At 41.0% G+C, this 23942-nt stretch carries 25 protein-coding genes; 20 read left to right on the top strand and 5 right to left on the bottom strand.

Annotated elements, in window-relative coordinates; translation table 11 throughout:
• Positions 1-7: 7 nt before the first annotated feature.
• Positions 8-220, top strand: a complete 213-nt coding sequence (locus tag FTU83_RS05315) for a cold-shock protein (protein WP_005014923.1) — start codon at positions 8-10, stop codon at positions 218-220.
• Positions 221-319: 99 nt separating this feature from the next.
• Positions 320-1471 (top strand): ATP-dependent RNA helicase RhlB, encoded by a 1152-nt coding sequence (rhlB, locus tag FTU83_RS05310; RefSeq protein WP_180003018.1) that lies wholly within the window; start codon positions 320-322, stop codon positions 1469-1471.
• 114 nt (positions 1472-1585) lie between these two features.
• On the opposite strand, the gene FTU83_RS05305 is transcribed toward rhlB, so the two are convergent.
• Positions 1586-1975, bottom strand: a complete 390-nt coding sequence (locus tag FTU83_RS05305; protein WP_078188876.1) for a hypothetical protein — start codon at positions 1973-1975, stop codon at positions 1586-1588.
• Between the two features lie 212 nt (positions 1976-2187).
• Between FTU83_RS05305 and FTU83_RS05300 the strand changes: the two genes are divergently transcribed.
• The 14 genes from FTU83_RS05300 to FTU83_RS05235 all read left to right on the top strand — a co-directional run bounded on the left by FTU83_RS05300 (position 2188) and on the right by FTU83_RS05235 (position 15746).
• Positions 2188-2778: a nitroreductase family protein gene (locus tag FTU83_RS05300; RefSeq protein ID WP_171525909.1), complete on the top strand. Its 591-nt coding sequence runs from the start codon at positions 2188-2190 to the stop codon at positions 2776-2778.
• 60 nt (positions 2779-2838) lie between these two features.
• The gene (locus FTU83_RS05295; RefSeq protein WP_180105839.1) at positions 2839-3912 is read left to right on the top strand and encodes an NAD(P)H-dependent glycerol-3-phosphate dehydrogenase; all 1074 of its coding nucleotides are present in this window, start codon (positions 2839-2841) and stop codon (positions 3910-3912) included.
• Between the two features lie 78 nt (positions 3913-3990).
• Positions 3991-4446, top strand: a complete 456-nt coding sequence (locus FTU83_RS05290) for a histidine phosphatase family protein (protein ID WP_180094213.1) — start codon at positions 3991-3993, stop codon at positions 4444-4446.
• Positions 4447-4473: 27 nt separating this feature from the next.
• Positions 4474-5613, top strand: a complete 1140-nt coding sequence (gspL, locus tag FTU83_RS05285; protein WP_180105838.1) for a type II secretion system protein GspL — start codon at positions 4474-4476, stop codon at positions 5611-5613.
• The gene (gene gspM, locus FTU83_RS05280; RefSeq protein ID WP_078188869.1) at positions 5613-6092 is read left to right on the top strand and encodes a type II secretion system protein GspM; all 480 of its coding nucleotides are present in this window, start codon (positions 5613-5615) and stop codon (positions 6090-6092) included. Before gspL ends, gspM begins: the two co-directional genes overlap by 1 nt.
• A gap of 90 nt (positions 6093-6182) precedes the next feature.
• The gene (locus FTU83_RS05275) at positions 6183-7184 is read left to right on the top strand and encodes a quinone-dependent dihydroorotate dehydrogenase (RefSeq protein WP_078188867.1); all 1002 of its coding nucleotides are present in this window, start codon (positions 6183-6185) and stop codon (positions 7182-7184) included.
• 5 nt (positions 7185-7189) lie between these two features.
• Entirely contained in the window at positions 7190-7777 is a 588-nt protein-coding gene (locus FTU83_RS05270) for a CvpA family protein (RefSeq protein WP_078188866.1), read from the top strand.
• Positions 7778-7801: 24 nt separating this feature from the next.
• Positions 7802-9340: an amidophosphoribosyltransferase gene (gene purF / locus FTU83_RS05265; RefSeq protein ID WP_078193623.1), complete on the top strand. Its 1539-nt coding sequence runs from the start codon at positions 7802-7804 to the stop codon at positions 9338-9340.
• Positions 9341-9431: 91 nt separating this feature from the next.
• A complete protein-coding gene (locus FTU83_RS05260) occupies positions 9432-11321 on the top strand; it encodes a M48 family metalloprotease (protein WP_180023879.1) in 1890 nt (629 codons plus the stop codon).
• A gap of 174 nt (positions 11322-11495) precedes the next feature.
• Complete coding sequence (locus tag FTU83_RS05255; protein ID WP_180105837.1) at positions 11496-12143, top strand: hypothetical protein; 648 nt, start codon at positions 11496-11498, stop codon at positions 12141-12143.
• Between the two features lie 20 nt (positions 12144-12163).
• On the top strand, positions 12164-13135 hold the full coding sequence (locus FTU83_RS05250) for a D-glycerate dehydrogenase (RefSeq protein WP_180105836.1): 972 nt from the start codon (positions 12164-12166) through the stop codon (positions 13133-13135).
• Between the two features lie 85 nt (positions 13136-13220).
• Positions 13221-14660 carry a M48 family metalloprotease gene (locus tag FTU83_RS05245; RefSeq protein WP_078188859.1) on the top strand — a complete coding sequence of 480 codons (1440 nt, stop codon included), beginning with the start codon at positions 13221-13223 and terminating at the stop codon, positions 14658-14660.
• Positions 14661-14781: 121 nt separating this feature from the next.
• The gene (locus FTU83_RS05240; RefSeq protein WP_168378953.1) at positions 14782-15141 is read left to right on the top strand and encodes a hypothetical protein; all 360 of its coding nucleotides are present in this window, start codon (positions 14782-14784) and stop codon (positions 15139-15141) included.
• Positions 15142-15188: 47 nt separating this feature from the next.
• Positions 15189-15746 (top strand): GNAT family N-acetyltransferase, encoded by a 558-nt coding sequence (locus FTU83_RS05235; RefSeq protein ID WP_180105835.1) that lies wholly within the window; start codon positions 15189-15191, stop codon positions 15744-15746.
• A 114-nt stretch (positions 15747-15860) separates the two neighbouring features.
• Here the strand turns inward: FTU83_RS05235 and FTU83_RS05230 are convergent, their stop codons facing one another.
• Together FTU83_RS05230 and rpsU are read right to left on the bottom strand one after the other, a co-directional pair.
• On the bottom strand, positions 15861-16307 hold the full coding sequence (locus FTU83_RS05230; protein ID WP_078193617.1) for a GatB/YqeY domain-containing protein: 447 nt from the start codon (positions 16305-16307) through the stop codon (positions 15861-15863).
• Positions 16308-16346: 39 nt separating this feature from the next.
• Entirely contained in the window at positions 16347-16562 is a 216-nt protein-coding gene (gene rpsU / locus FTU83_RS05225; protein ID WP_001136722.1) for a 30S ribosomal protein S21, read from the bottom strand.
• 146 nt (positions 16563-16708) lie between these two features.
• Between rpsU and tsaD the strand changes: the two genes are divergently transcribed.
• Positions 16709-17725 (top strand): tRNA (adenosine(37)-N6)-threonylcarbamoyltransferase complex transferase subunit TsaD, encoded by a 1017-nt coding sequence (gene tsaD / locus FTU83_RS05220; protein WP_180105834.1) that lies wholly within the window; start codon positions 16709-16711, stop codon positions 17723-17725.
• A gap of 124 nt (positions 17726-17849) precedes the next feature.
• Here tsaD and FTU83_RS05215 read toward each other — a convergent pair whose 3' ends face one another.
• Positions 17850-18806: an AraC family transcriptional regulator gene (locus tag FTU83_RS05215; RefSeq protein ID WP_180105833.1), complete on the bottom strand. Its 957-nt coding sequence runs from the start codon at positions 18804-18806 to the stop codon at positions 17850-17852.
• 114 nt (positions 18807-18920) lie between these two features.
• Between FTU83_RS05215 and FTU83_RS05210 the strand changes: the two genes are divergently transcribed.
• On the top strand, positions 18921-20387 hold the full coding sequence (locus tag FTU83_RS05210; protein ID WP_180105832.1) for an amidase family protein: 1467 nt from the start codon (positions 18921-18923) through the stop codon (positions 20385-20387).
• A gap of 120 nt (positions 20388-20507) precedes the next feature.
• Here FTU83_RS05210 and FTU83_RS05205 read toward each other — a convergent pair whose 3' ends face one another.
• The gene (locus tag FTU83_RS05205) at positions 20508-21380 is read right to left on the bottom strand and encodes an ATP-binding protein (protein WP_180105831.1); all 873 of its coding nucleotides are present in this window, start codon (positions 21378-21380) and stop codon (positions 20508-20510) included.
• Between the two features lie 189 nt (positions 21381-21569).
• Between FTU83_RS05205 and FTU83_RS05200 the strand changes: the two genes are divergently transcribed.
• Both FTU83_RS05200 and FTU83_RS05195 read left to right on the top strand, forming a co-directional pair.
• Positions 21570-23081 (top strand): DUF3336 domain-containing protein, encoded by a 1512-nt coding sequence (locus FTU83_RS05200; protein WP_180041334.1) that lies wholly within the window; start codon positions 21570-21572, stop codon positions 23079-23081.
• Positions 23059-23883 (top strand): protein kinase, encoded by an 825-nt coding sequence (locus tag FTU83_RS05195; RefSeq protein ID WP_180105830.1) that lies wholly within the window; start codon positions 23059-23061, stop codon positions 23881-23883. The genes FTU83_RS05200 and FTU83_RS05195 overlap by 23 nt, the downstream gene beginning before the upstream one ends.
• Positions 23884-23942: the final 59 nt, after the last annotated feature.

Here is a 23942-nt window from a genome sequence, read left to right as displayed (position 1 = left end):
TTAACTTATGACAGCTCGTGAACAAGGCGTTGTTAAATGGTTCAACGACACTAAAGGCTTTGGCTTTATTCAACGTAACGGCGGCGACGACGTATTCGTTCATTTCCGCGCAATTATGGGCGAAGGCCACCGTTCACTTCGTGACGGCCAACGCGTAGAATTCAGCGTTGTTAAAGGTCAAAAAGGCTTCCAAGCTGAAGAAGTACAACCTTTAGACTAATCGTCTGAATGTACTCAAAAACGCTCCAATGTAAATTGGGGCGTTTTTTGTTTATAATGCTTCAGCAATTTTGTGATTATTCATTTAGGGCACATCTATATGTCATCAGGTTTTGAAACCTTAAATTTACATCCGAACCTTAAAAAAGCCATTGATGCTTTGGGTTTTAAGGATATGACGCCTATTCAGCAAAAGGTTTTAAAATTTACATTGGCTGGACATGACGCTATTGGTCGTGCTCAAACTGGTACTGGGAAGACTGCGGCTTTCCTGGTCAGTGTGATCAATGACTTGTTGAATAATCCAATTAAGGAACAGCGTTATCGTGGTGAACCGCGTGCATTGATTCTTGCACCAACGCGCGAACTTGCTTTGCAAATTGAAAGTGATGCAAAAGAATTAGTGAAATACACTGATCTTAATGTCATGACTTTGCTCGGTGGGGTAGATTTTGATAAGCAAAAAAATCTATTAAATCGTAATTTTGTCGACATTATGGTGGCGACACCGGGTCGCTTAATTGACTTTGTTGAACAAAAAGAAGTTTGGCTCGATCAAATAGAATTTTTAGTGATTGATGAAGCTGACCGTTTATTAGATATGGGCTTTATTCCATCTGTAAAACGTATCGTGCGCTTTTCACCACGTAAAGAACAACGACAAACTTTGATGTTCTCTGCAACATTTAGTTATGACGTTTTAAATTTGGCACAGCAATGGTTGTTTGAACCAGTAACTGTTGAAATTGAACCTGAGAAAAAAACTAATGCAGATGTAGAGCAACGTGTCTACATGGTGGCGAAGTCTGATAAATATAAATTGCTGGAAGACATCTTACGTGATGAACCAATTGAAAAAGTTATGATCTTTGCCAATCGTCGTGATCAAGTGCGTAAACTTTATGATCATCTCAAAAAAGACGGTTATAAAGTGGTGATGTTGTCAGGTGAAATCGCTCAAGATAAGCGTTTGAAAATGCTTGATCAGTTTAAAAATGGTCAACATAACATCATGATTGCAACAGACGTTGCGGGTCGTGGTATCCATGTGGATGGCGTGTCTCATGTCGTGAACTTCACACTTCCTGAACAGTCTGATGATTATGTACACCGTATCGGTCGTACAGGTCGTGCAGGAACACGTGGTGTCAGTATTAGTTTCTTGTCTGAAGATGATGCTTTTTCACTACCTGAAATTGAAAAAGCCATTGGTCAAAAATTACCTTTAACCCGTTTAGACGGTTATTGCTAATTTTTGCTTCAAAAAAAGCCTGCAGATTTGCAGGCTTTTTTATTTCATGTCGACTATTTCATAACGACAATTTCATTTTGAGTTAATGACAAAACGACATCACAGACTAACGTTTTAGTTGGCACGGCAACTAAAGGTCAGTACAGTTTGGTAATCATCATCTTTGCTGATACTGCCGCTATTTCCTGTAATGGTGCCAAGTACGCCAGCCGCAGCCTGAATCATTTGACCTGTCTTTTCATCGACCACGCCTTTTAAAACACCGTTGTATTCTTGCTTTTCATCCACGACGACAGGGGTCGCATTTTTACCACAGGTACTATTTGCTGCTGCAATTGCATTATTTTTTGCCGCTAAACTGGTTTTACCTACGGCAGTCACTTCATATTGATTATTCGGTTTTTGAATCGCTAAAGATTTTGTTGGCGTAGATGTACATGCAGCTAAAAGCACAGTTGCGCTTAGCGTGCTAACAATGGCAACAGTTTTGTTGAATTTTTTCATGCGGTGCCCCGAGTTAGAAACAATTTGATTTATTTGAACATAAAATTTCTTATAGAACAGGGAACTGCTGTACAAGTTATGCGGTTTTTTTATAGTAAATCTGTGAATAAAGCTGACTTAACAAATAAGCACCGAGTCTGATGTAAACATTCTAGAGTAAGTTATTGAGAATATGCTAATCTTGAGCAAACGTTTTAAAGTACAGTGTATAGATGTCAATTCTAAAATCAGCAGTTGATACAGTTCATCAAAATATTCATCAGCGTCAGTCGATTGGTCATTTAATTGAACCTGCGCCGAATGCTGAGCAATTGGAAAATGCGTTTCAAGCCGCTTTAACGGCGCCAGATCATCATCGTCTTAAGCCTACGCGTTTCGTGATTATTCCTGAAACTGAACGTGAAGCATTTGGTGAGTTGCTTTCACATGCTTTAGCCGATACTGGACAAACAGAAGAAGCGCAGTTGGAACGTGTGAAACACCATCCATTTCGTGCGCCACTATTGGTTTTGGCTTTAACTCAATTACAAGATCATCCCAAAGTTCCGCATTTCGAACAAATTTTAAGTTCAGGCGCAGCAGTACAAAACTTTTTGCTCTCTCTACAAGCACAGGGCTTTTCAACCATGTGGCGTAGTGGGGCGGTGGTTGAATCTAAATTGTTTAAACAAGCCTTAGGCTTAACGGAAAATGATTTGATTTCAGGCATTATTTATATCGGTACAGCAGTGAAAGCCATTCCACCGCGTGCTGAAATACAGTCTGCTGACTTTGTAAGCCATTGGCATAAAGCAAACCAATAAAAGTGAAAAATAGGTCGATTGATCAAGATCGATCAGTAAAGAAATTAGGATAAAAGAACAATGTCAGAACTTGATTTTGCAAGTCTTGTTAGCCCTGTGTCAGTAGACCAAAAAACTGCACTACGTGTTACGGTTTTGGGTGGTGGGAGTTTTGGTACTGCGATGGCCAATACTGCAGTACGTAATGGCTGTGACACCATGATATGGATTCGTGATGAGGCGGTGGCTGCGGATATCAATGCAACACATATCAATAAACGTTACTTGCCAGATTTTCAATTAGAAGCAGGTTTGCTCGCTGTTTCAGATTTAGAACAAGCAGTATGTAATCGTGACATTATTTTAGTGGCTATTCCGAGCCATTCTTTCCGTAGTGTTTTACAGCAGATCAAACCTTTTATCACCTCACAAGCAGTGGTGTCTTTAACCAAAGGTATTGAAGCCAATACCTTTAGTTTTATGAGCGATATTATTCGTGAAGAACTTCCTGAAGTCCCTTATGGTGTACTTTCAGGGCCAAACTTGGCGAAGGAAATTGTTGCGGGACAGCCTGCGGGAACAGTGATCGCAAGCCAATCTGAGCTGGTTCGTTATGCAGTTCAACAAGCGCTACACAGTGCTTTATTCCGTGTATTTGCAAGTGACGATGTGCATGGCGTGGAATTGGGCGGTGCTCTGAAAAATATCTATGCAGTCGCGATGGGTCTGGCTGCGGCTTATGGTGTCGGTGAAAATACTAAGAGCATGATTTTGACACGTGCTTTGGCCGAAATGAGCCGCTTTGCTGTGAAATTAGGGGCAAACCCATTAACATTCCTAGGTTTATCTGGTGTCGGTGATTTATTTGCAACTTGTAGTAGTCCGCTCAGCCGTAATTACCAAGTCGGCTTTGCACTCGGTAGTGGTAAAAGCTTAGAGCAAGCGACCAAAGAACTGGGACAAACTGCGGAAGGGATTAATACGATTGTGCAAGTACGCGCACGCTCTGACGAGCTCGGTGTGTATATGCCAATTACCAGTGCCTTGTACGAAGTGATTTTTGAAGGTGCGCCGGCACTGAACATTGCATTGTCATTGATGAAAAATGGCCATCGTAGTGATGTTGAATTTGTCTTGCCACATCAGCAAGTTTAAGTTTGCTGATTAATATGCAATACACATAGCTTTGTCATACTGGCTGTATATAATGTGCGGAATAGAATAGGGAATTTTATGCAACTGACATTGGTTAGGCATGGCGAAGCTGCTCCGCCAGTAATGGGGAATGATGAAAAGCGTCCTTTAACAGCGCGCGGACAAACTCAAGCGGCAGAAACTGCAGCATATTTGAAAGATATAATTCAACCAGACGTTTTTGTGGTGAGTCCGCTACTGCGTGCGCAGCAAACACTTTCATCTTTGCAAAAACATTTTCCACATGTGCCTGTGGTTATTTGTAATGCCATCAAACCGGAAGATGATGCCAAAGTTGCAGTGGAATGGTTGTCACATTTACCGTATGAGTCTATTGTGGTGGTGTGCCATATGAACGTTGTGGCACATATGGCCAGTGTTTTGGTCTCAGAATATTTTAATCCCTATGCTTTGGCAGAAGCGCGCATTTATGAACAAGCGGTCATTGCTCCAGGATTGTCGACACAAATTAAAATGTTTATACCATCAACATAAAAACCAATTAAAACGGCAGAAAAATTAATGTTGTATTTATGGATGCCCGAAGCCAATGGGGTTTGGCAATGGTCAGAAGGGGATTTCTGGAAGCAGTCATCGACACTTGAACAGTTGATTCAGGAAATTCAGCCACATGCGGGAAAGGAAGCGGTTGTTTTCTTTCCGAGTCGTGATGTACAAATCATTCAGCAAAATTTTCCAAAAAACCAATATAAAAAACTTGGCCCAGACGGCGTAAAATATTTACTTGAGGAATATGTCATTTTGCCTTTGGATGCAATGAAAGTATTGCATCATTTTCAAAGTCCAGATGAATTAACGGTCATGGGGATTGCACATAGTGCAGTCGAAACGATGCAGCATGCTTTGACGCTAATTCCTGTAAAAGTTATTTCATTATTACCAGACTTTTTGGTCTTACCAAGTCCAGAATCAGGGCAACATGTTTTGGCAAATGTCAGCGGTCATTTATTGGTCCGAAATAATGAATATGTCGGTCAGTCTGTTGATGATTTGGCATTGTATTTAGATTATCAAATTGGTCAGCCGAACTATAAGATTTCAAATCTAAGTTCAGATCAGACGCATAGTCTTGAAGCTGCTGTAACGCATGATTACATTGAATCTTTTCATTATGAATTACCCAATATAAAAAAACCGAAACAACACCCACTCAATGTTTTGCCGAAAGCCAAAGCCAATACGGGTGTGAGTGGCTATTGGAAAGCATGTGCAGCTGTTTTGGTTGCGGCTCTAATTACTCAGTTTAGTTATGATGCAGTTCGCTGGTATCAATACAAAAAAGTGGCCAATATCACTGCGGCACAAGCGATTGATCAGTTTAAATATTGGTTTGGTCAAAGCTATCCTGTCACTGAACAAACGCTGAAAAGCCAGTTCGAATCACAATTGCGTCAGAGTCAAACGGGCAATGCACAGGCTTTGTCTTTACTGAGCCGTGTTGGTCCTGTTCTAATGCAAAACCAAATTTCTGCAAATCGTGTGAGCTATGAAGCCTCGATGTTAAATATGGAGCTAAAAGCCAATTCGGCAGAAGTACTACAAACCCTAACCAATCAATTAAAACAACAAGGTTTTAAAGTTGAATTAGGGAATATTCAACCAGGTGCCAACGGCGCGATTGGATTGGTGAAAATACAATAATGACAAAAATGGAAAACCTACAGCAACGTATAGATGGGCAAATTGAGCGCATCACTGATTATTTAGACCAACTGTCAACACGTGAACGAGTCATGGTGATCTTTACCACGATTTTTGTTGTAGTGGCAGCGATTGGTTCGGCACTGTTTTATATGAACAAAGCTGCAAATTTTCAACAAAAGCGCGTGAATGAACTTAAGGATACTGTTGTTTGGATGCAAAGTAATGCCGTCACGATGAAACCAGCAGGTGATACACAACTGAGCGCGTTGGAAAAAGTTCAGCGGGTATCGCAACAACAGGGTTTATCCGTGGCATCTCAACAAGTCGGTGAGCAAATACAGATTGCAGTGATGCATGAAAATTATGCAATTCTGGCCAATTTTTTGACTCAATTGGTTCAAATGGGCTTAAGTATTGAAAAGATGGAGTTAAGTTCTGAAGCGGGACAGGTCAAATTAACAGCGAGTGTACAATAATCGGTAAAAATAAAGATCTGCTAAGCATGGTGTTTTATCTGTGCTGTGCCTATAATATGCCGACTTAAAAAGCAGTAGACTTTTATAGATATGTTGTATTCTCTAGCCCGCCCTTTGTTGTTTACTTTAGCACCAGAGCGTGCACATGAGCTGACATTATCGCTGTTGAAATCTTCTCACAAGATGGGAATGATGCGTCAAAACGTGGCGTCTAAACCAGTAACATGTATGGGAATCGAATTTCCGAATCCTGTTGGTTTAGCAGCCGGTCTTGATAAAAACGGTGCTTATATCGATGCGCTGGCGAGCCAGGGCTTCGGCTTTATTGAAATTGGTACAATTACACCACTTCCACAATCAGGGAACCCTGAACCTCGTTTATTTCGTTTACCGAAAGCAAAAGCCATTATTAACCGTATGGGCTTTAATAATGATGGCGTGGATCAGCTGATCGAAAATGTCAAAGCTGCAAAATTTAAGGGTGTACTTGGGATCAATATCGGTAAAAATGCAGTCACACCTGTTGAAAAAGCAGTTGACGATTATCTGATTTGTCTAGAAAAAGTTTATAACTACGCTTCTTATATTACCGTTAATATTTCATCTCCTAACACAAAAAATCTTCGCAGCTTACAAAGCGGTGATGCTTTGACTGAACTGTTAGAGACACTCAAGAAACGTCAACTCGAGTTGGCGGATGAAAATCAACATTATGTACCCTTAGTACTTAAAGTTGCACCAGATCTAGAACCTGAAGACATTAATTTTATTGCACAACAATTGTTAAAATTTAAAATTGATGGTCTGATTGTCACCAATACGACTTTGTCACGTGAAGGTGTTGAAGGCCTTCCATTTGGTGATGAAGCTGGTGGTCTATCCGGTGCACCAGTCTTTGAAAAAAGTACGGCATGTTTGGCGGCTTTTGCTAAAGTATTAAACGGTCAAATTCCATTGATCGGTGTAGGTGGTATTTTGTCGGGCGCGGATGCTGTTGCGAAACAAAAAGCAGGAGCAAGCCTTGTACAAGTGTATAGTGGCCTCATATATACAGGTCCGACACTTGTAAAAGACTGCGTAGACGCATTGTAAATATCATGAATACCATTGATATCTTTATACTGATTATTTTGCTCATTGGAGGGCTTAACGGTTTGCGTCAAGGATTTGTAAAAGCCTTTGCGAACTTCATTGGATGGATTCTTGCACTTGTCATTGCGGCAAAGTATGCAACCGTCCTTGCACCTTCGATGACATCTTTAAGTACAGATCCAGTGGTACAGAAGATTGCCGCGTTCGCATTTATTGTATTGTTGATTGTAGTCATGACTTGGGTCGCGACATGGTTATTGAACAGTATTTTGAAAACATTAAAGCTCGGTCCGTTAAATCGACTGGCAGGTGGTGTTTTTGGAAGCTTAAAAGGATTGTTGGTGGTGCTGATCACTATGCAGGGGCTAGGTCCTTGGGTAGAAAGTTCACCACATTGGAAACAATCTAAAATGGTTCAGTCATTATTGCCATATGCGCCTTGGGCAACCGAATTGTCCAAAGATGCTGCAAATCAAGCACTTCATCATATTCAGTCTGAAGATGCTCAGAAATCTTCAGACCTCCCATCTGAGTCGCAGAACAAGCACGGACGTTCTGGATCGGGTGAGTCAACAAATAATCCTTTTTATTAACCCTAGCTTGTCTGCGAGGTTGCTATGTGTGGAGTAGTTGGTATAGCTGGTAAATCACCTGTTAACCAAATGTTGTTTGATGCGTTAACGATGTTACAACATCGTGGACAGGATGCAGCCGGGATCGTAACTTGTCAGGATGGTCGTTTATTCCTGCGTAAAGATACGGGTATGGTACGTGATGTGTTCCACACACGTCATATGCGTGCATTACAGGGTAATTATGGTATTGGCCATGTTCGTTACCCAACTGCGGGTTCTTCTAGCAGTGCTGAAGCTCAGCCATTCTATGTAAACTCACCTTATGGCATTACGCTTGCACATAACGGTAACTTAACCAATGCTGCTGAAATTCATGATGACTTGTTCAAGACTGACTTACGTCATATGAACACCGATTCAGACTCAGAAGTATTATTAAACGTATTTGCTCACGAATTGCAAAAACGCGCAAAACTTACACCAAGCGCTGAAGATGTATTCCACGTGGTTTCACGTGTGCATGAACGTTGCAAAGGTGGTTATGCGGTTGTTGCTATGATCACCGGTCAGGGCCTTGTTGGTTTCCGTGATCCAAATGGTATTCGCCCATTGATCTACGGTTCGCGTGAGACTGAAAATGGTATGGAATATATCATTGCGTCTGAATCTGTCGCAATTACAGCGCTCGGCTTTAAGGTTGAGCGTGATATTGCACCGGGTGAAGCAATTTATATTACTGCTGATGGCGTGATGTCGACCAAGCAGTGTGCAGTAGCCCCTGAATATCGTCCTTGTATCTTTGAATACGTATATTTTGCGCGTCCAGACGCAACCATTGACGGTATTTCAGTTTACAAAGCACGTTTGAAAATGGGCGAAAAACTTGCTCAGAAAATTCTACGTGAATGGGGTGATGAGCACGATATCGATGTCGTGATCCCAATTCCTGATACTTCACGTACTTCTGCGCTCGAGCTTGCAAATACCTTAGGTGTGAAATTCCGTGAAGGCTTCATGAAGAACCGTTATATCGGTCGTACCTTCATTATGCCGGGTCAGCAACTTCGTAAGAAATCTGTGCGTCAAAAGCTAAACCCTGTAGAGCTAGAGTTCCAAGGCAAAAACGTACTATTGGTCGATGACTCGATTGTACGTGGTACGACTTGTAACGAAATCATTCAAATGGCGCGTGACGCGGGTGCGAAAAAAGTATTCTTTGCGTCTGCTGCACCGATGGTGAAATATCCAAACGTGTACGGTATCGATATGCCAGCCAAATCTGAACTGATTGCGTCAGAACGTAGCGTTGAAGAAATCCGTGAAATTATTGGTGCTGATCGCTTGATTTTCCAAGACTTGGAAGATCTGAAATCTGCAGTACGCACCAAGAAAGTCCCTGAGTTACAAGACTTTGATTGCTCGGTATTTGATGGTAAATATGTGGCAGGCGGTATTGATGCTGAATATTTGGCAGCATTAGAGCGTAAGCGTAATGACTCTGCAAAAAATGAAAAGCCAGCTTATATCGATGTTAACATTGATGCAGCTTCTGTGGATTTAACAGGTGTTCGCGAAGAATAATCTGCTGAAAACACACTGAAAAAGCGGGAATTTCCCGCTTTTTTCATTTATGATGAGCAAACAAAAGACAATGTAGCTTAAGGGTATTACATTGAGACGTGTGGGTTATGATTTTATAAAAAACAAAAATATGTTTTGGCCTGTCACCATGTGTATGGCGGCAGTGTTTTTGACCGTCGCAATTATTAATGTAATTGTCGGTTTAATTGTGGATTATTATGATTCCACTCAGTCTATCTATTGGCATGTCCTTAGCCCATTTTTAGTGGCTACTGTACTGCTGATTATGTTGGTTTCAGTTCTCTATGATTTTTACACCTTTCGCTTAGGCGGCTATTCACTTGCAAAACAGTTAGGTGCGCGACGTCTGAGTCTCATTGAAAGTATTCCTGAAGAAAGTGTTGCACTGCGTATGACTGAGCAGCTGGCAGATACCTTTCTAATCGATACTCCCGCACTTTATGTCTTACCTGATGAAGTGGGTGTGAATGCGCTCACCGCTGGTTTTAGCCCTCGAGATACATCGATCATTTTAACCTGGGGTGCCTTACAAACCCTAGATGAGATGGAAATGTATGGTTTGCTGAGCCATGAATTTAATAAGATCTTGTCGGGGGAAGCTGCTGAAAATACCCGTTTGAAAATCTTATATAGCGGTTTGACGACCTTTAGTCAGTGGGGCAGTAAAATTGCAAAACGTGGTTTCTATAAAAATGGACAAGCACGGGACAATAAGTTTGAAACCCTCTTTGTAGCGATTGGCGCGGTCATTTGGTTGATCGGAAGCTTGGGTGTTTTGATTTCCCGCTTTATTAAATATATCTCTTTGGGTTCTCGAACCTATCGTAATGACCAGAAAACTAAACGTCTGATTCAAAATGATGCCAATATTCAAACCTTATTAAGGATTTATGTGCATCATTCAGGTTCGCAAATTCATAGTGAATATGCGGAATCGATTTCTCATATGTGTTTTGCAAACTCACTCAGTCCGCAAAACTGGATGAATATTCACCCAAGTATTGAACAGCGTATTTTTGAATTAAATCCGGCGCTCATTCATGACCTGCAACTGGAAAATTTAAAAAAACTGCGAAACCAGCCGCTATTTTATTTATTCCGTTCACTAGAAGAAGCTAGTCCAGATGTTGCAACACCATGGAACTCGCCACAACCATTACCTTTACTGCGCTTGTCACCGATTAGTTTTGCGATACGAGATGCAATTAAACCGTTGAACCCCGAGATTCGTGAAAATTGGCAAAGACCTGAATTAATCCAACGTGCCTTGCAAACAGCAACAGGTTCGCGTGAGGTGATGGTTGCTATTTTAATGATTCGTCAGTATCGAGAGTTTATTCCGACTGAAGCTGAAGTGAGTCGTGCGATTGTGGATGCCTTATTGAATCTTGATGGTCGTGTGCATATCTCCATTTTTCATGAGGCATGTAAAAATATTGGCACTATGCCTGCGACGATTTCACGGCAGTTCTTAACCAAGCTGGCCAAAATTATTCAAGAAGATGGTGAAATTGGTTTGCTCGATGCCTTACTACTTGAAACAGTGAAATATGAGTTAAATCTGTTGCCTGCACATACACCTACATCTTTAGAAGATGTAAAACCGAGTATTGTGCGTTTGATTGATGCCTTGTTGCATGTGCAACAAATTAACAGTGATAACCAACTCGAAGTGCGTGAAAAAATCCTCAATCGAATCTTAACGAAAGAAGAACTAGAGTTTTATCGCGATATTTCTGATGAGCCAATAGACTTGGCTGAAATCCTAAATGATATTTCTGGATTATTGCTGCGTGAGCGGTTAAGCATCCTTGGTGTTGCAGAAATATGTTTATGGAATGATCGAATTATCACGCAAGATGAGTTAGATGTTTTGCAGCTACTATATTGGCGTATAGGCTTTGAATCAGCTGAGATAGTTGAACTAATGCAAAAGAAAAATAGTTTGATGATTGTATAATTGTTTATAGCGGCTTGATTTATGAATAAATTGTTTAATTTTAAGTCAAAAGTAGTCTGAGCAAGTCTACAGAATCTTTAAAGAAATAGAGTGGTCTAATTGCTTTATAAAAGTTCAGCAAAAACCAATGAATCCCGTTAGAATAACAAGCCTTGAATAGGTGAAAATGAAAGCATGATTGGGCATCAGCGAAGCATAATGGCGGCAATGGGAATTGATATATGGATTCCTCAGGCGGCTCCGTGTCAGCAATTTAGCTCAAATATTTGGCGAGATCAGGCGGCTCCTGAAATAGTCTCTGAAATTCTACTCAAAAATGAGCCTCAGCCAACGCCTGTTTCATCACAGACTGAGCTTAAAAAGAACGTTGATATTGTTGTAAATCAATCTGTAGAAGCACCTAAAGATGAACTAAAGGTTGTTGAGCCTGTTGAAGTTCGTCCAATTGTTCAAATCCCTTCGTTTAACTTAGAAGCCATCTGTTTAATGCACTGTGTCATTGTCATTGATGCCACAGAATTAACGGCAGAGCAGCAAGTTTTGTGGAGCAATATTCAGCGCGCAGTCAGTGCCGATTTTTTTGCCTTACAGTGGCCTTTTGGTTGGGTGAATTTGCAAGATGGTCGTGGTGCAGCATCTTATGTACAGGGTTTTATCGATGCGATGAGCTTGGATAAAAATGTCATTTGCTTAGGCGATATTCCGCATTTAGAGCATGCGAAGGTGTATCCATTGGCATCTTTACAGCAAATGATTGAACAGCCTTTATTGAAAAAACGCCTATGGCAATTTATGCAAAATAAGGCAGGACAAAATACTTAAATTACGTAAATGGAAAATTTATGCAAAAAAAAGTAGTGGTTTTTAGTCAAATAGATCAAGAAATAATTCAACGTTTAGAACAGCAATTTAAAGTTTTCCAAATTAGACCTAAATTGGGCGATGTGAATCAGCAAATTCTTGAGCATTCAAAAGATGCTGATGCCATGATCGGTGCGGGACGTTTGTTGAATGCTTCGAATTTAGCGCATACGTCACAATTAAAAGTCATCTCAAGTGTAAGTGTCGGTTATGACAACTATGATTTAGCATTTTTAAATCAAAAAAATATTTGGTTGAGCCATACTCCGCATGTATTGACGGAAACTACAGCAGATTTAGCATTTACTTTGTTGATGAGTGCAGCACGTAAAGTGCCTGTATTGGATCAATGGACCAAACAAGGGCAGTGGAAGCGTACAGTGGGTCCTGAGCAATTTGGTATGGATGTCTTTGCTAAAACTATTGGTATTATTGGCTTAGGACATATTGGCGCAGCGATTGGGCGTCGTGCTCGCTACGGCTTTAATATGAATGTACTCTATCATAATCGCCGAGAAAAAATTGAATTGGCTGAATCGTTATCAGCGCAATATTGTGATTTGGATGATTTGTTGCAACGTGCTGACTTTGTGGTCGTTGCAGTGGATTTAAATGCAGAATCGAAAGCTTTAATTGGTGAACGTGAGTTGGCCTTGATGCAATCGCATGCGGTATTGGTCAATATTTCACGCGGTTCAGTGATTGATGAAGCCGCTTTAATCGATGCATTAAGTCGTGGTCAAATTTTTGCAGCAGGCTTAGATGTTTATGAGCAAGAGCCACTTCAAGAATCGCCATTATTTACATTAGCCAATGTCGTGACATTACCCCATGTGGGTTCAGCAACAGCGGCAACTCGTAAACGTATGGCGGAATTGGCTTATCAAAATCTAGTGGATGTTTTGGTACATGAGTGCGCGCCACGCTATGTGGTCAATCCAAAATTTGAATAAACAATCACAACAGTTTTCTCCATAATTCACCAAAATTCAATGCTATATTCGATGAAGTACGAATATGAAATTTAGAGAATAGACTTTGAAAAAGATTTTACTGGCATGTGGTCTCGGGCTTTGTTCGACATTGGCGCAGACGCAGTCCGTAGATTTTAGTTCATCCCCACAATTTTCTGTGCCTGAAATAGGTAGTGGCGTCGGCTTGTTGGATCAACAAAAAGAGCGTGCCATTGGCGAGAAGGTGTATCGTGAGGTGCATCGTCAACTTCCTGTGACTGAAAATCCGTGGATGGAAGATCGTCTTTTATCTGTCTTTACGCATATTTTGAGCCAAACTCAACTTAATCAACCGGTCGGATTGTTATTAATTAATGATCCACAAATTAATGCTTTTGCTGTACCGGGTGGTTTATTTGCATTAAATGCGGGATTAATTAATTCAGCACGCAACATGGATGAAGTGGCAGGGGTGATGGCGCATGAAATTGCACATGTATCACAACGTCATTACAGTCGTTCACAAGAAGCCTTTAAAGGGCAAGGTTTATTGTCACTAGCCGGTATTTTGGTCGGAGCCTTAGTGGCCTCACAGGCAGATGGTGATGTCGGTGCGGCTGTAATGATGGGCTCACAAGCCGCTTTGATGGATAAGCAATTAACCTATAGCCGCAACCAAGAACGTGAAGCAGACCGTATCGGGATGCAGTATATGTATCGTGCTGGATACAATCCGCAGAGCATGGCTGATTTCTTTGAAGTGATGCATCGTTCTACGAGTCGAGTGAGCTTTCTGCCTGATTTTTGGTTGACGCATCCATTAACCACGGAGCGTATGAGCGAAGCGCGCTTACGCGCCAATCAGTTGCCTCAAGTTAAAACCAGTTTGGTTGATCAAGATTTTGAAATTCTGCGTTGGTATAGTCGAGTACTGTCGGGTCAGGCAACCGAATTGCAATTAAATGCGATGGTGGCGCAAAAGAATTATGCAGCTGAGTTGGCTTTGGTGAGCTTGCATATTAAACAAGGTGACTTTAGTGCTGCCCAAAAGTTATTAAATGAAGCAGCAAAACAAAATGCATCGCATGCACTTTTTACTATTTTACAGACCGATGTGCTGTTGGGTCAAAACAAAACAGCCGATGCTGTGAACGCTGTGAAAAGTTCGGCAATCATCATGCCTGAAAATCGGGCATTAAATTATAAATATGCAGAGGCTTTGATTCGAAACAAAGAATATGCCCAGGCACAACTGATTCTACAGCGATTTTTACAAGCAAATCCACGTGACTTGAGTGGTTGGCGACTGATGTTGCAAATGGCTGATGCAGACAAAGATGCAAGCTTCCGTTCGGTCAATGTGCTGCGATATCGAGCTGAAGTAGAGTATTGGGGTGGGGATGAAGAACGCGCGATTAAATCTTTGCTACAGGCGCAGCGCATCGCCAAAGACTCGAAAAGTCTTTCTGCGAAAATCAAGCAGCGTGTGGACGAAATGCAAAATGAACGGAAATTAAAAATATAAAGATTTCAAATGTGATGTACTTATCTATGTCGATTATAAAGTGCAAATTGTAGTTTTAGTGGTTTAGATTAATCAGTGTAAACTAGCTGGATGTAAAATGTTTATGATTAAGAACTTACAAATGAAAAATATAATTTTAGCGGCCTGTCTGTTGGGCTTAGCAACGAATATTGCAGCAGCGAGCGCAGAGCAATATGTGATCGCTGTGAATGATATTAACGAAAAATATAAAACCGATGTACGCCAATTTTTTAGTCAGTTAGACCCGCAGCAACAGGGATTTAAAGCAGACCAGCAAGTGAAATACTGCGGTATTGTTCAGACTTATGTGAATGATCTTTATCGTGCTGCAGACGAAAATCGCGCATTTTTAGATCGTGAGTACCGTAATATGAATAAGCAGGATGTGATTCAGCAGGTGATCGCATCAAAAGAGATGCAATTATTAAAAAAATATAATGTGCAATGTGCCCTAAATTAAAAATAAATTTATAAGCATTTTAAATCATTACGAGAAACTGAATAAAAATGAAACTCGATGATTTTGATATGAGTCATGGCAGAATCACGCTTCAGTTGATTCAGCGCCACGATGCAAAAGCACTTTATGAGGCTATTTGTCAAAGTATAGAAACCTTACGAATGTTTCCTGCAAGTTTGGTTTGGTTCTTACAAGAACCTAATTTAGATGCTTCATTGGTATTTTGTGATTCGAGAGTGTTGGCTGCATTAAATCAGGAAAATTTTGTTTATGTGATTCGTGAGCAACAGCCGCATAACTTTTTAGGTGTCATGGATATTCATCAAATCAATTGGATGGAAAATCAAGCTGCCGTTGGATTTTGGGGAAATGTTGAATTTAAAGGGCAGGGTTTCATGACAGAAGCTTTGCAGTTATTTGTGGATCAATTATTGAATAAACTAGGGTTTCAGCAATTAAACGCTTTTGTAGATGCAGAAAACAAGCAAGCGCGACGTCTATGTGAACGAGCAAATTTTAAATTGATTGAAATCGAACAAGCTGCAATTCAAAATCCAGTAGATGGAAGTTGGCGAGATATTTGTAAATATGAAATCGTAAGATAATAAAGAAAAAAATAATTGATTAATGAATTTGAATTATTTTTGAATTTGGATAATTTGGCTATTTAAGTCATTAGCGTACTTAAATAGACCAAATCAAACAATATAGATGAAAGATTAAGAGAGTTTCGCTTTAATTTTAGCTGAAACTTGTGCAGGATCGGCACGTCCGGCTATGAGCGGACGTAGAGAGTTCATCACCTTACCCATATCTTTCATGCTAGTAGCTTCTTGCGCAGTAATTGTTTGCGCAATGATGGAATCAAGTTCTTCCTCAGTCATAGCTTCTGGTAGAAATTGAGATAACACCTCAATCTCGGCTTGTTCCTTACTAGCTAAATCATCTCGGTTTGCACCTAAAAAGGCTTTAACCGATTCTTTGCGTTGTTTGATTTGCTTTTCAATGACCGCAAGAACTTGCTTATCGTCAAGCTCTATGCGCTCATCGACTTCGATTTGCTTGATTGCTGCCTGTAGACTACGTATTACCGTTAACTTATCCATTTCTTTAGCACGCATAGCGGCTTTTAAAACTTCAGTTATTTGGTTTTTTAAAGTAGTCATTTATCTTGTCCAGGTTAGTCAATCAATCACAAATTAATCTTAGTAAAGGCGAGTAGTACGTACTGATTCGCGAGCCAATTTCTTTTGGTAGCGTTTAACAGCAGCAGCTTTTTTACGTTTACGTTCTTGAGTTGGTTTTTCGTAGAATTCACGTTTACGAACGTCAGCAAGAACACCTGCTTTTTCGCATGAACGTTTGAAACGACGGATAGCTACGTCTACTGGTTCGCCTTCTTTCAATTTAACTTGTGGCATGAAGAATCCTCATTAAGTTATGGATAAGATCTCGGGTCGAATTACCCTTGATCACAAGTGAAGGTCAGTATTTTACTCATTTACATCTCATATCACAAGTCTATAATAGGTTTCGCAATATTTTGAAATGGGCAAAAGGCAGTTTAATGATCGTTTTAGGCTTGGAAACTTCGTGTGATGAAACAGGGCTCGCACTCTACGATAGTGAGCAAGGATTACGCGGACAAGTATTGTATAGCCAAATCAAACTGCATGCAGAATATGGTGGTGTGGTACCTGAATTAGCTTCACGTGACCATGTGCGTAAGTTAATTCCGTTATTAAAACAACTGCTTGAAGAAAGTAAAGTTGATAAATCAGAAATTGATGCCATTGCATATACTCGCGGGCCGGGCTTGATGGGTGCATTAATGACAGGTGCATTGTTTGGTCGTACGTTGGCATTTGCACTGAATAAACCTGCAATTGGTGTACATCATATGGAAGGTCATATGTTGGCGCCTTTGTTGTCTAAAACTCCACCAGAATTTCCATTTGTGGCACTTTTAGTCTCTGGCGGACATACTCAATTGATGGCTGCTTATGGAATTGGTCAATATGAATTATTGGGTGAGTCGATTGATGATGCAGCAGGTGAGGCATTCGATAAAGTCGCTAAAATGATGGGGCTACCATACCCAGGTGGTCCAAATATTTCGAAATTGGCGATGAATGGCGACATCAATGCCTTTGAATTTCCACGCCCAATGCTACACCAAGGTTTAGATTTTTCATTTAGTGGGCTAAAAACTGCCGTTTCAGTTCAATTGAAAAAAGTTGAAGGCGAAGGTCGTGAGGCGGATATCGCTGCATCTTTCCAAGAAGCGTTGGTTGATACATTGGTGAAAAAATCAGTTAAAGCCTTAAAACAAACTGGTTTAAAACGTTTAGTTATTGCCGGCGGTGTAAGTGCAAACAAGCGTTTACGTGAGCGCTTAGAAGCTGACTTGGCAAAAATCCGTGCAAATGTGTTTTATGCAGAACCTGCACTGTGTACAGATAATGGCGCAATGATTGCATTTGCTGGTTATCAGCGTCTTAAAGCGGGTCAACGTGATGGTTTGTCTGTTACGACTACACCGCGTTGGCCGATGACTGAGTTGACTAATCCAAACGAAGCGTAAAAATCGTGTTCAGCTGAACTGTTAAAAAATCCCGGCTTTAGGCCGGATTTTTTTTATCTGATCCTGCAAAGCTTATTTTAAATACGTTTTTTATATGCGTAGCCTAATGCGGCAATCAGCCGGATTAAGACTCTTCCGGCTTAAAGCTTTTTTCTCTGAATTGACTAGGTGACATATTGGCCCAGCGATTGAAAGCGCGGCTGAAATTTGAGGGGTTGGTATAGCCTAGCTGTTCTGCAATCTGCTCAATAGATATCTCAGGATTATTCAGCAGATTTAATGCAGCCGCATATTTCTTACGCTGTTTTAATTGCTGAAAATTTTGCCCTTTCTGCTGCATCCGGCGGTAAATGGTTTTAGTTGAGACCATCTGCTGTGAAGCAAGAGTGCTCAGTGTTTCATGCAGTGAATAATGCAGATCAGCGGCTTGAGAAAGCTTTAAACTGGATTCGCATTCCGCAATCGCTTGATCAAAGCGCAGCGCATTGGCGCAGAAATTCACTTCATGCATTAGGTCTTTCGGAAATGAAATTTGCCATCGCTCAGCATTCATCTGAATTTGGATTCTGCGGTTTAAAAAATCCGCGGTTTGCAGGGAATCTTTAAAAGACAATATAAAATCTGCCTGATGATACGGCAGCAATTGAACCAGTATTTTATATAGGCAAATGACAGCGGATTTTAAAATGATGCGCTGCAAAGCTTGGTCAATGCAAAAAACCGACTGAATTTCTAGTTCAATATTATCTGAATGTTCATGCACGCTGAGCGCTAGGCCCAAGCCAAACAGATCCCAAAACCTGTGGGCTGTATCTAAAGCGCTCTGTATATTTGGCGCTGAAACAATGGCTGTGCCCAAGGGGTCAAATAATTGCGGGCTGAAGCGCCAGCCAATATCCGCACCAATATCATGCTCGGGCAATTGTGTCCGAATGGTGTCGATTAACTTGAGATACTGAATTAAATCGATCCGGCTGACATTCTCAAAAGGGTGAAAGCCAATGCTTGAATCATCAAGATGCACGCCATGTTGCTGCGCATAATCTAAGTAAGTTTCAACCAATACAGATGGTAAAAACATACACCGTCCTTTTTATTTTTATGTCCGAAAATGACAGATGATCTGTCTATTGCTGATCTTCACTATGGCACTGACTTCGCACAAAATCAACACAGCCCATTCAAGGAGAACATCATGCAGAATAAATGGATTTATCAAGATGCTACGGCATTGGTTCAGGCGATTGCGCAAGGAGAGTGCAGCAGCCGTGATTTGCTGGAGGCGCAAATTCAGCGCATTGAGCAATATAACCCTAATATCAATAGCTGTGTGGCATTTGATTTTGAGCAGGCGCGAAAATCTGCAGATCAGGCGGATTTGGAGGTTAGAGAACAGCATCCCTTAGGTGCGCTGCATGGGCTGCCAATGACCATTAAAGATGCATTTAAGGTCCGGGGTATGCCATGTACAGACGGCAATCCGCTATTTCGAGACTATATGCCTTCAGAGCATGCTGCGGCGGTGCAAAAATTATTAAATGCCGGCGCGATCGCATTTGCAAAAACCAATGTGCCCTTGAAGTGCGCGGATATTCAAACCTATAACCAGATTTATGGGACATGCAATAATCCCTGGAATGTCAGTTTAACTGCCGGCGGTTCATCGGGCGGAGCGGCGGCTTCACTGGCGATGGGCTTTAGCGCATTGGAGTTGGGCAGTGATATAGGTGGATCGATTCGAACCCCTGCGCATTTTTGCGGTGTATATGGACATAAAACTACATACGGCTTGGTCAGTTTTAATGGGCATATTCTAAATACAACAGATGAGCTGAGTGAGCCGGATTTGGCTGTGATCGGGCCGATGGCGCGTTCAGCGCGGGATTTAAAATTAATGCTGGATATTTTGGTTCAGCCGGATGCTCGAGAGTTCCGGGATTTTCAGTTAAAAGAGTGCGAGAAACAAAGCCTTGAGGAATTTAAAGTTCTGTTTTGGCTAGACGATGACGCCTGTCCAATTGACTCAAGGATGAAGAAAAAGTATGAAGAACTGCTGTTAAAGTTAAAACAAGCCAATATTCAGGTCGATACAGGCCGTCCTCAGGGCTGGGATTTTGATGAGATATATGCAAGTTACAGCTCTAAGCTGGTCAGTCAGATGATGATCGCTGATTCAAAATTGCAGAAAATGTCTTTGTCATGGCTGTCGCCTTGGACCAAATTGCTGCAAGGGAAAGTAAAAATGCCTGCGCAATTATATGCATATGCCCGCGGCGCCAATTTATCGCATGCCGAATGGGCTGCGGAACATGAACGGGCGCTGCATCTCAAACAGGAATGTTTAAAAATCTTTGCGGATTATGATTTGATTCTGTGCCCGCCGATTTTTACTTTAGCCTTTGAACACAATCATCAGGAACCGATGGTGATGCGCAGCTTGAATGTGGATGGGCAAAAACGGTTTTATTTGGATTTATTTAAATGGATCGCGCCTGCGACGGTTTCGGGATTACCAACAACTTGTGCCCCAATTGGCCTATCTGAAGATAATCTTCCTGTAAATATTCAGATTATTTCTAAGCCGTATGCAGATAAAGTCACTATTCAATTCGCATCATTGCTGGCAGAACTGTCAGGGGGATTTCAGCCTCCTGAAGTTTAAGCGTAAAAGTAAAGCCCTGAAATGATGTCAGGGCTTTACAGATAAAAATATTGATTTTTTAAACGCAGATTGATTCTTGTACCGCATCTTGCGCGTCATATAAGTGTCAAAAGCGTACCCTTATAGGTGCTGCAGCCGCTGCGAGCCAATCCAATGCTTTGAAAACTGATAAGCAGCACGCCCTGAACGTTGCCCACGACCTTGACACCAACGTAGTGCCTCAGCACGCGCTTCATCTGTCCATGGCATCTCGGCTTTAGCCAAATAATGTTCAACAATTTCTAAATATAAATTTTGATCCATTGGATAAAAAGACAGCCACATCCCAAAGCGGTCAGAAAGAGATATTTTTTCTTCAATCGCTTCTTGTGGATGGAGCTCAGTATATTGAGGCACATCTACCTTGGTTACAGGTGTGTTTTCATGCATGAATTCAGGCAATAAATGACGACGGTTACTGGTAGCATAAATAATAAAATTACTTGAACCTGATTGTAATGAACCATCCAAAACACTTTTTAAACTGCGATAGTTTTCATCTTCAGCATTGAATGCCAAATCATCACAATATACGATAAATTTTTCAGGGCGATTTTTAATTAAATTTTGGATTTCTGGTAAATCAGATAGATCATCACGCTCAATTTCAATTAAACGTAAACCTTGGTCTGCATAATGGGTGAGCAGAGCACGGACGATGGATGATTTACCTGTACCACGAGAGCCAGTGAGTAAAACATCATTGGCAGGTAAGCCTTTTAAAAACTGTAAAGTGTTTTGAATCACTTTTTCTTTTTGACGTTCAATTCCTTTTAAATCTTCTAAATACATGACTTTGGGCTGTTGAATGGCTTTAAGCTGTTTATCTTGCCATTTAAACGCGATACTCGAAAAATCGGGTGCTTGTTTAAGCTCAGGCAAACTGTGCTGTAGTTGTAAGAGTACAGTAGATAGCGATTGAAGGATGTTGTCAGGTAAATCAATTGTAGCCATGATAAGTCAGCTTGTCGTGTCTTGTTGTTGGTTAGTATATGACAGCAGTGTACATCAATAATGCAGTTATAATTGCTGAAATATGTCAAAGTTAAATGATTGTTCTGGCAGATCAGCGCTATTCGAATAACCAAAAAGTTGTTATAAATCTAGCTGAGTGAACAGTTTAAAGTGTGCTGAGGGATAGTCATGTTGTTTACAGGGTTTTCAAAAAGTATTAATCCACATCAGGCATATCGGATAAAAAAATTAAAGCGTCAGCTCGACCGTGCTGAATGTTATGAAGAATGGAAAGATATCGCACTTAAAATAGATGAAGAATCGGGTGCGCAAGAATGGAAATTCGATAATAGTTCACCGTATTTTGATGCAGAAATTATTACTCATCGTTTAGGGTTACTGAGACGATATCGTGCTCAGAAACGTACTCGAGATTTGATGTACATTTTAAGTGAAGGTTTAACTTATGATGTGGGCAATATTGCCCATCCCTTGCTGTTTACAGAAGCCTACGTCGGCACCAAAAAAATTATTGAAGACTATGTTGATGAGGTGAGTCAAAGTTTGGCCTTTATTGCATCCGAAGAATGCGTTTGTCTCAATGCTGCACAAAAAATTGAATTCTTTGAACAAAGCCAAAAAGCCTATGGACAACCTGTATTGATGTTTTCCGGCGGTTCAACTTTAGGCTTGTTTCATACCGGTGTGTGTAAAGCGCTGATGGAACAAGACCTCATGCCAAAAGTTTTGTCAGGTTCCAGTGCTGGCGCCATTATGACAGGGATGTTGGGTGTATCTAAACCGTCAGAATTTACCAATTTATTAAACGGACAAAACTTCTTTAGTGAGGCATTTCACTTTCGGAAATTGACTGAGTTAGTGCAGGGTAATGGCGGCTTGGCGGATGTAAAATATCTGAAAAAGTTTTTGGTTGAAAACTTAGGTGACTTAACTTTTTTCGAAGCCTATAAGCAATCTGGTCTGCATATCAATGTGGCAGTTGCGCCTTATGATGCATCACAAGATGCAAGAATTATGAATGCCTATACCTCACCCGATTTGTTGGTATGGAGTGCAGTGCTGGCATCATGTGCAGTGCCCATTCTATTTCCACCGGTACGACTGACCAGTAAGCGTTATGACGGGCAATTTACGCCATATATGTCGGCAACACGTTGGGTAGATGGTAGTGTGCGCAGTGATTTCCCACAGGAGAAAATGGCGCGTTTGTATAATATTAATTATAGTATCGCCAGTCAGGTCAATCCGCATATTGTGCCGTTTATGCAGGATGATGCTGCACGCTTTCGTAAAAGCATGTTGAGTTGGCCTGAGCGGATCGTTCGTCGTCAAGGTAAGGTGATTAGTAAAGGGGTTATGGATTTTGCCCGTGAGCGCGCAGGAAGTATTCCACCTGTTAGACGTTTGCTTGATCATGGTTATGGCGTGATGGATCAGCGTTACTATGGTGATGTCAATATTGTGGGGAAATATGGCTTAAGACACTATAGTTATATGTTGCAAAATCCTCGACCTTATCTGTTTAAGGTATTGCAACGTGAAGGTGAAAGAGCCACATGGCCGAAGATTTCATTAATCGAAACGCAAGCCCGTATCGGTAAGACCATTCAGCATTGTTTGGAATTATTAAATTATCAAAATGAACCCAGTCAACGACATGCAGAATTTATTGCGGTTTAAATCTACAGATTTAGCGCAAACCATTTGCGAGCCAAAAACCAAAACCAAAAGTTTGGTTTTTGGCCGTCGTCTATATCAATTTCAATTCAACCAACAACGTCATTGGCTCAAGGCGCAAGTCAGTGACAGCAGCCCTGAACATGTAGCTAGTTTTGGTCGAGAAATTGAGCTGTACCAGCTATTCAATCAAGCGTCTACACAAAACAGTATCACGCTACCTTTTCAAGTGATAAAAGAGACGCATCTCAGTATTCAGCAAGAGCCTATTGATCGCCTATTAATACTGCCCAATGCTGAGCCTTGGTTCTTACAGCCTGCATCGAGTTTGAGCATCGAACAGGTGAGGCAGGTGCTATGGCAAGCTCTCGATGTGGTTGAACGATTAAGCTTGCACGGTTGGATACATGCAGATTTAAAACAAGAGCATTTTGTGAATTGGCAAGGGCAGTGCAGACTCATCGACTTTGAGCAAGCGCTACCATTAGATTTTGATCAGCAAAATGCCTTAACTGCGACACCACGTTATATGGCTCCAGAACTTTTCCATGGACAAGCGAAATCTTTGCACAGTGATATCTATGCTTTGGGGATTATTTTCTTGGAATGGCTGACATCACAGCGTTTAGAGGCGAAAAACTATGAAGATTGGGCCTATTTACATTGCCAACGCTTAAAGCTTGATCTGCCAATGCAATATCAAGGGTTTACTCAGCTATTGCAACACATGTTGATGAAGCAAAAAAATGACAGATTGGTGGATTTTTATCGCTTAAAAAGCGACTTAGTTGCTGAATTTGCTTAAGAAAAATACAAAAAAAGCACTATTGTTTTTTATTTAAACAAACAAGATGCTTTTTTATA

It is taken from the genome of Acinetobacter sp. YH12152 (assembly GCF_013418285.1).
In the GTDB taxonomy this organism is placed as follows: domain Bacteria; phylum Pseudomonadota; class Gammaproteobacteria; order Pseudomonadales; family Moraxellaceae; genus Acinetobacter; species Acinetobacter amyesii.
This window is presented reverse-complemented; position numbering and strand designations above follow the sequence as displayed.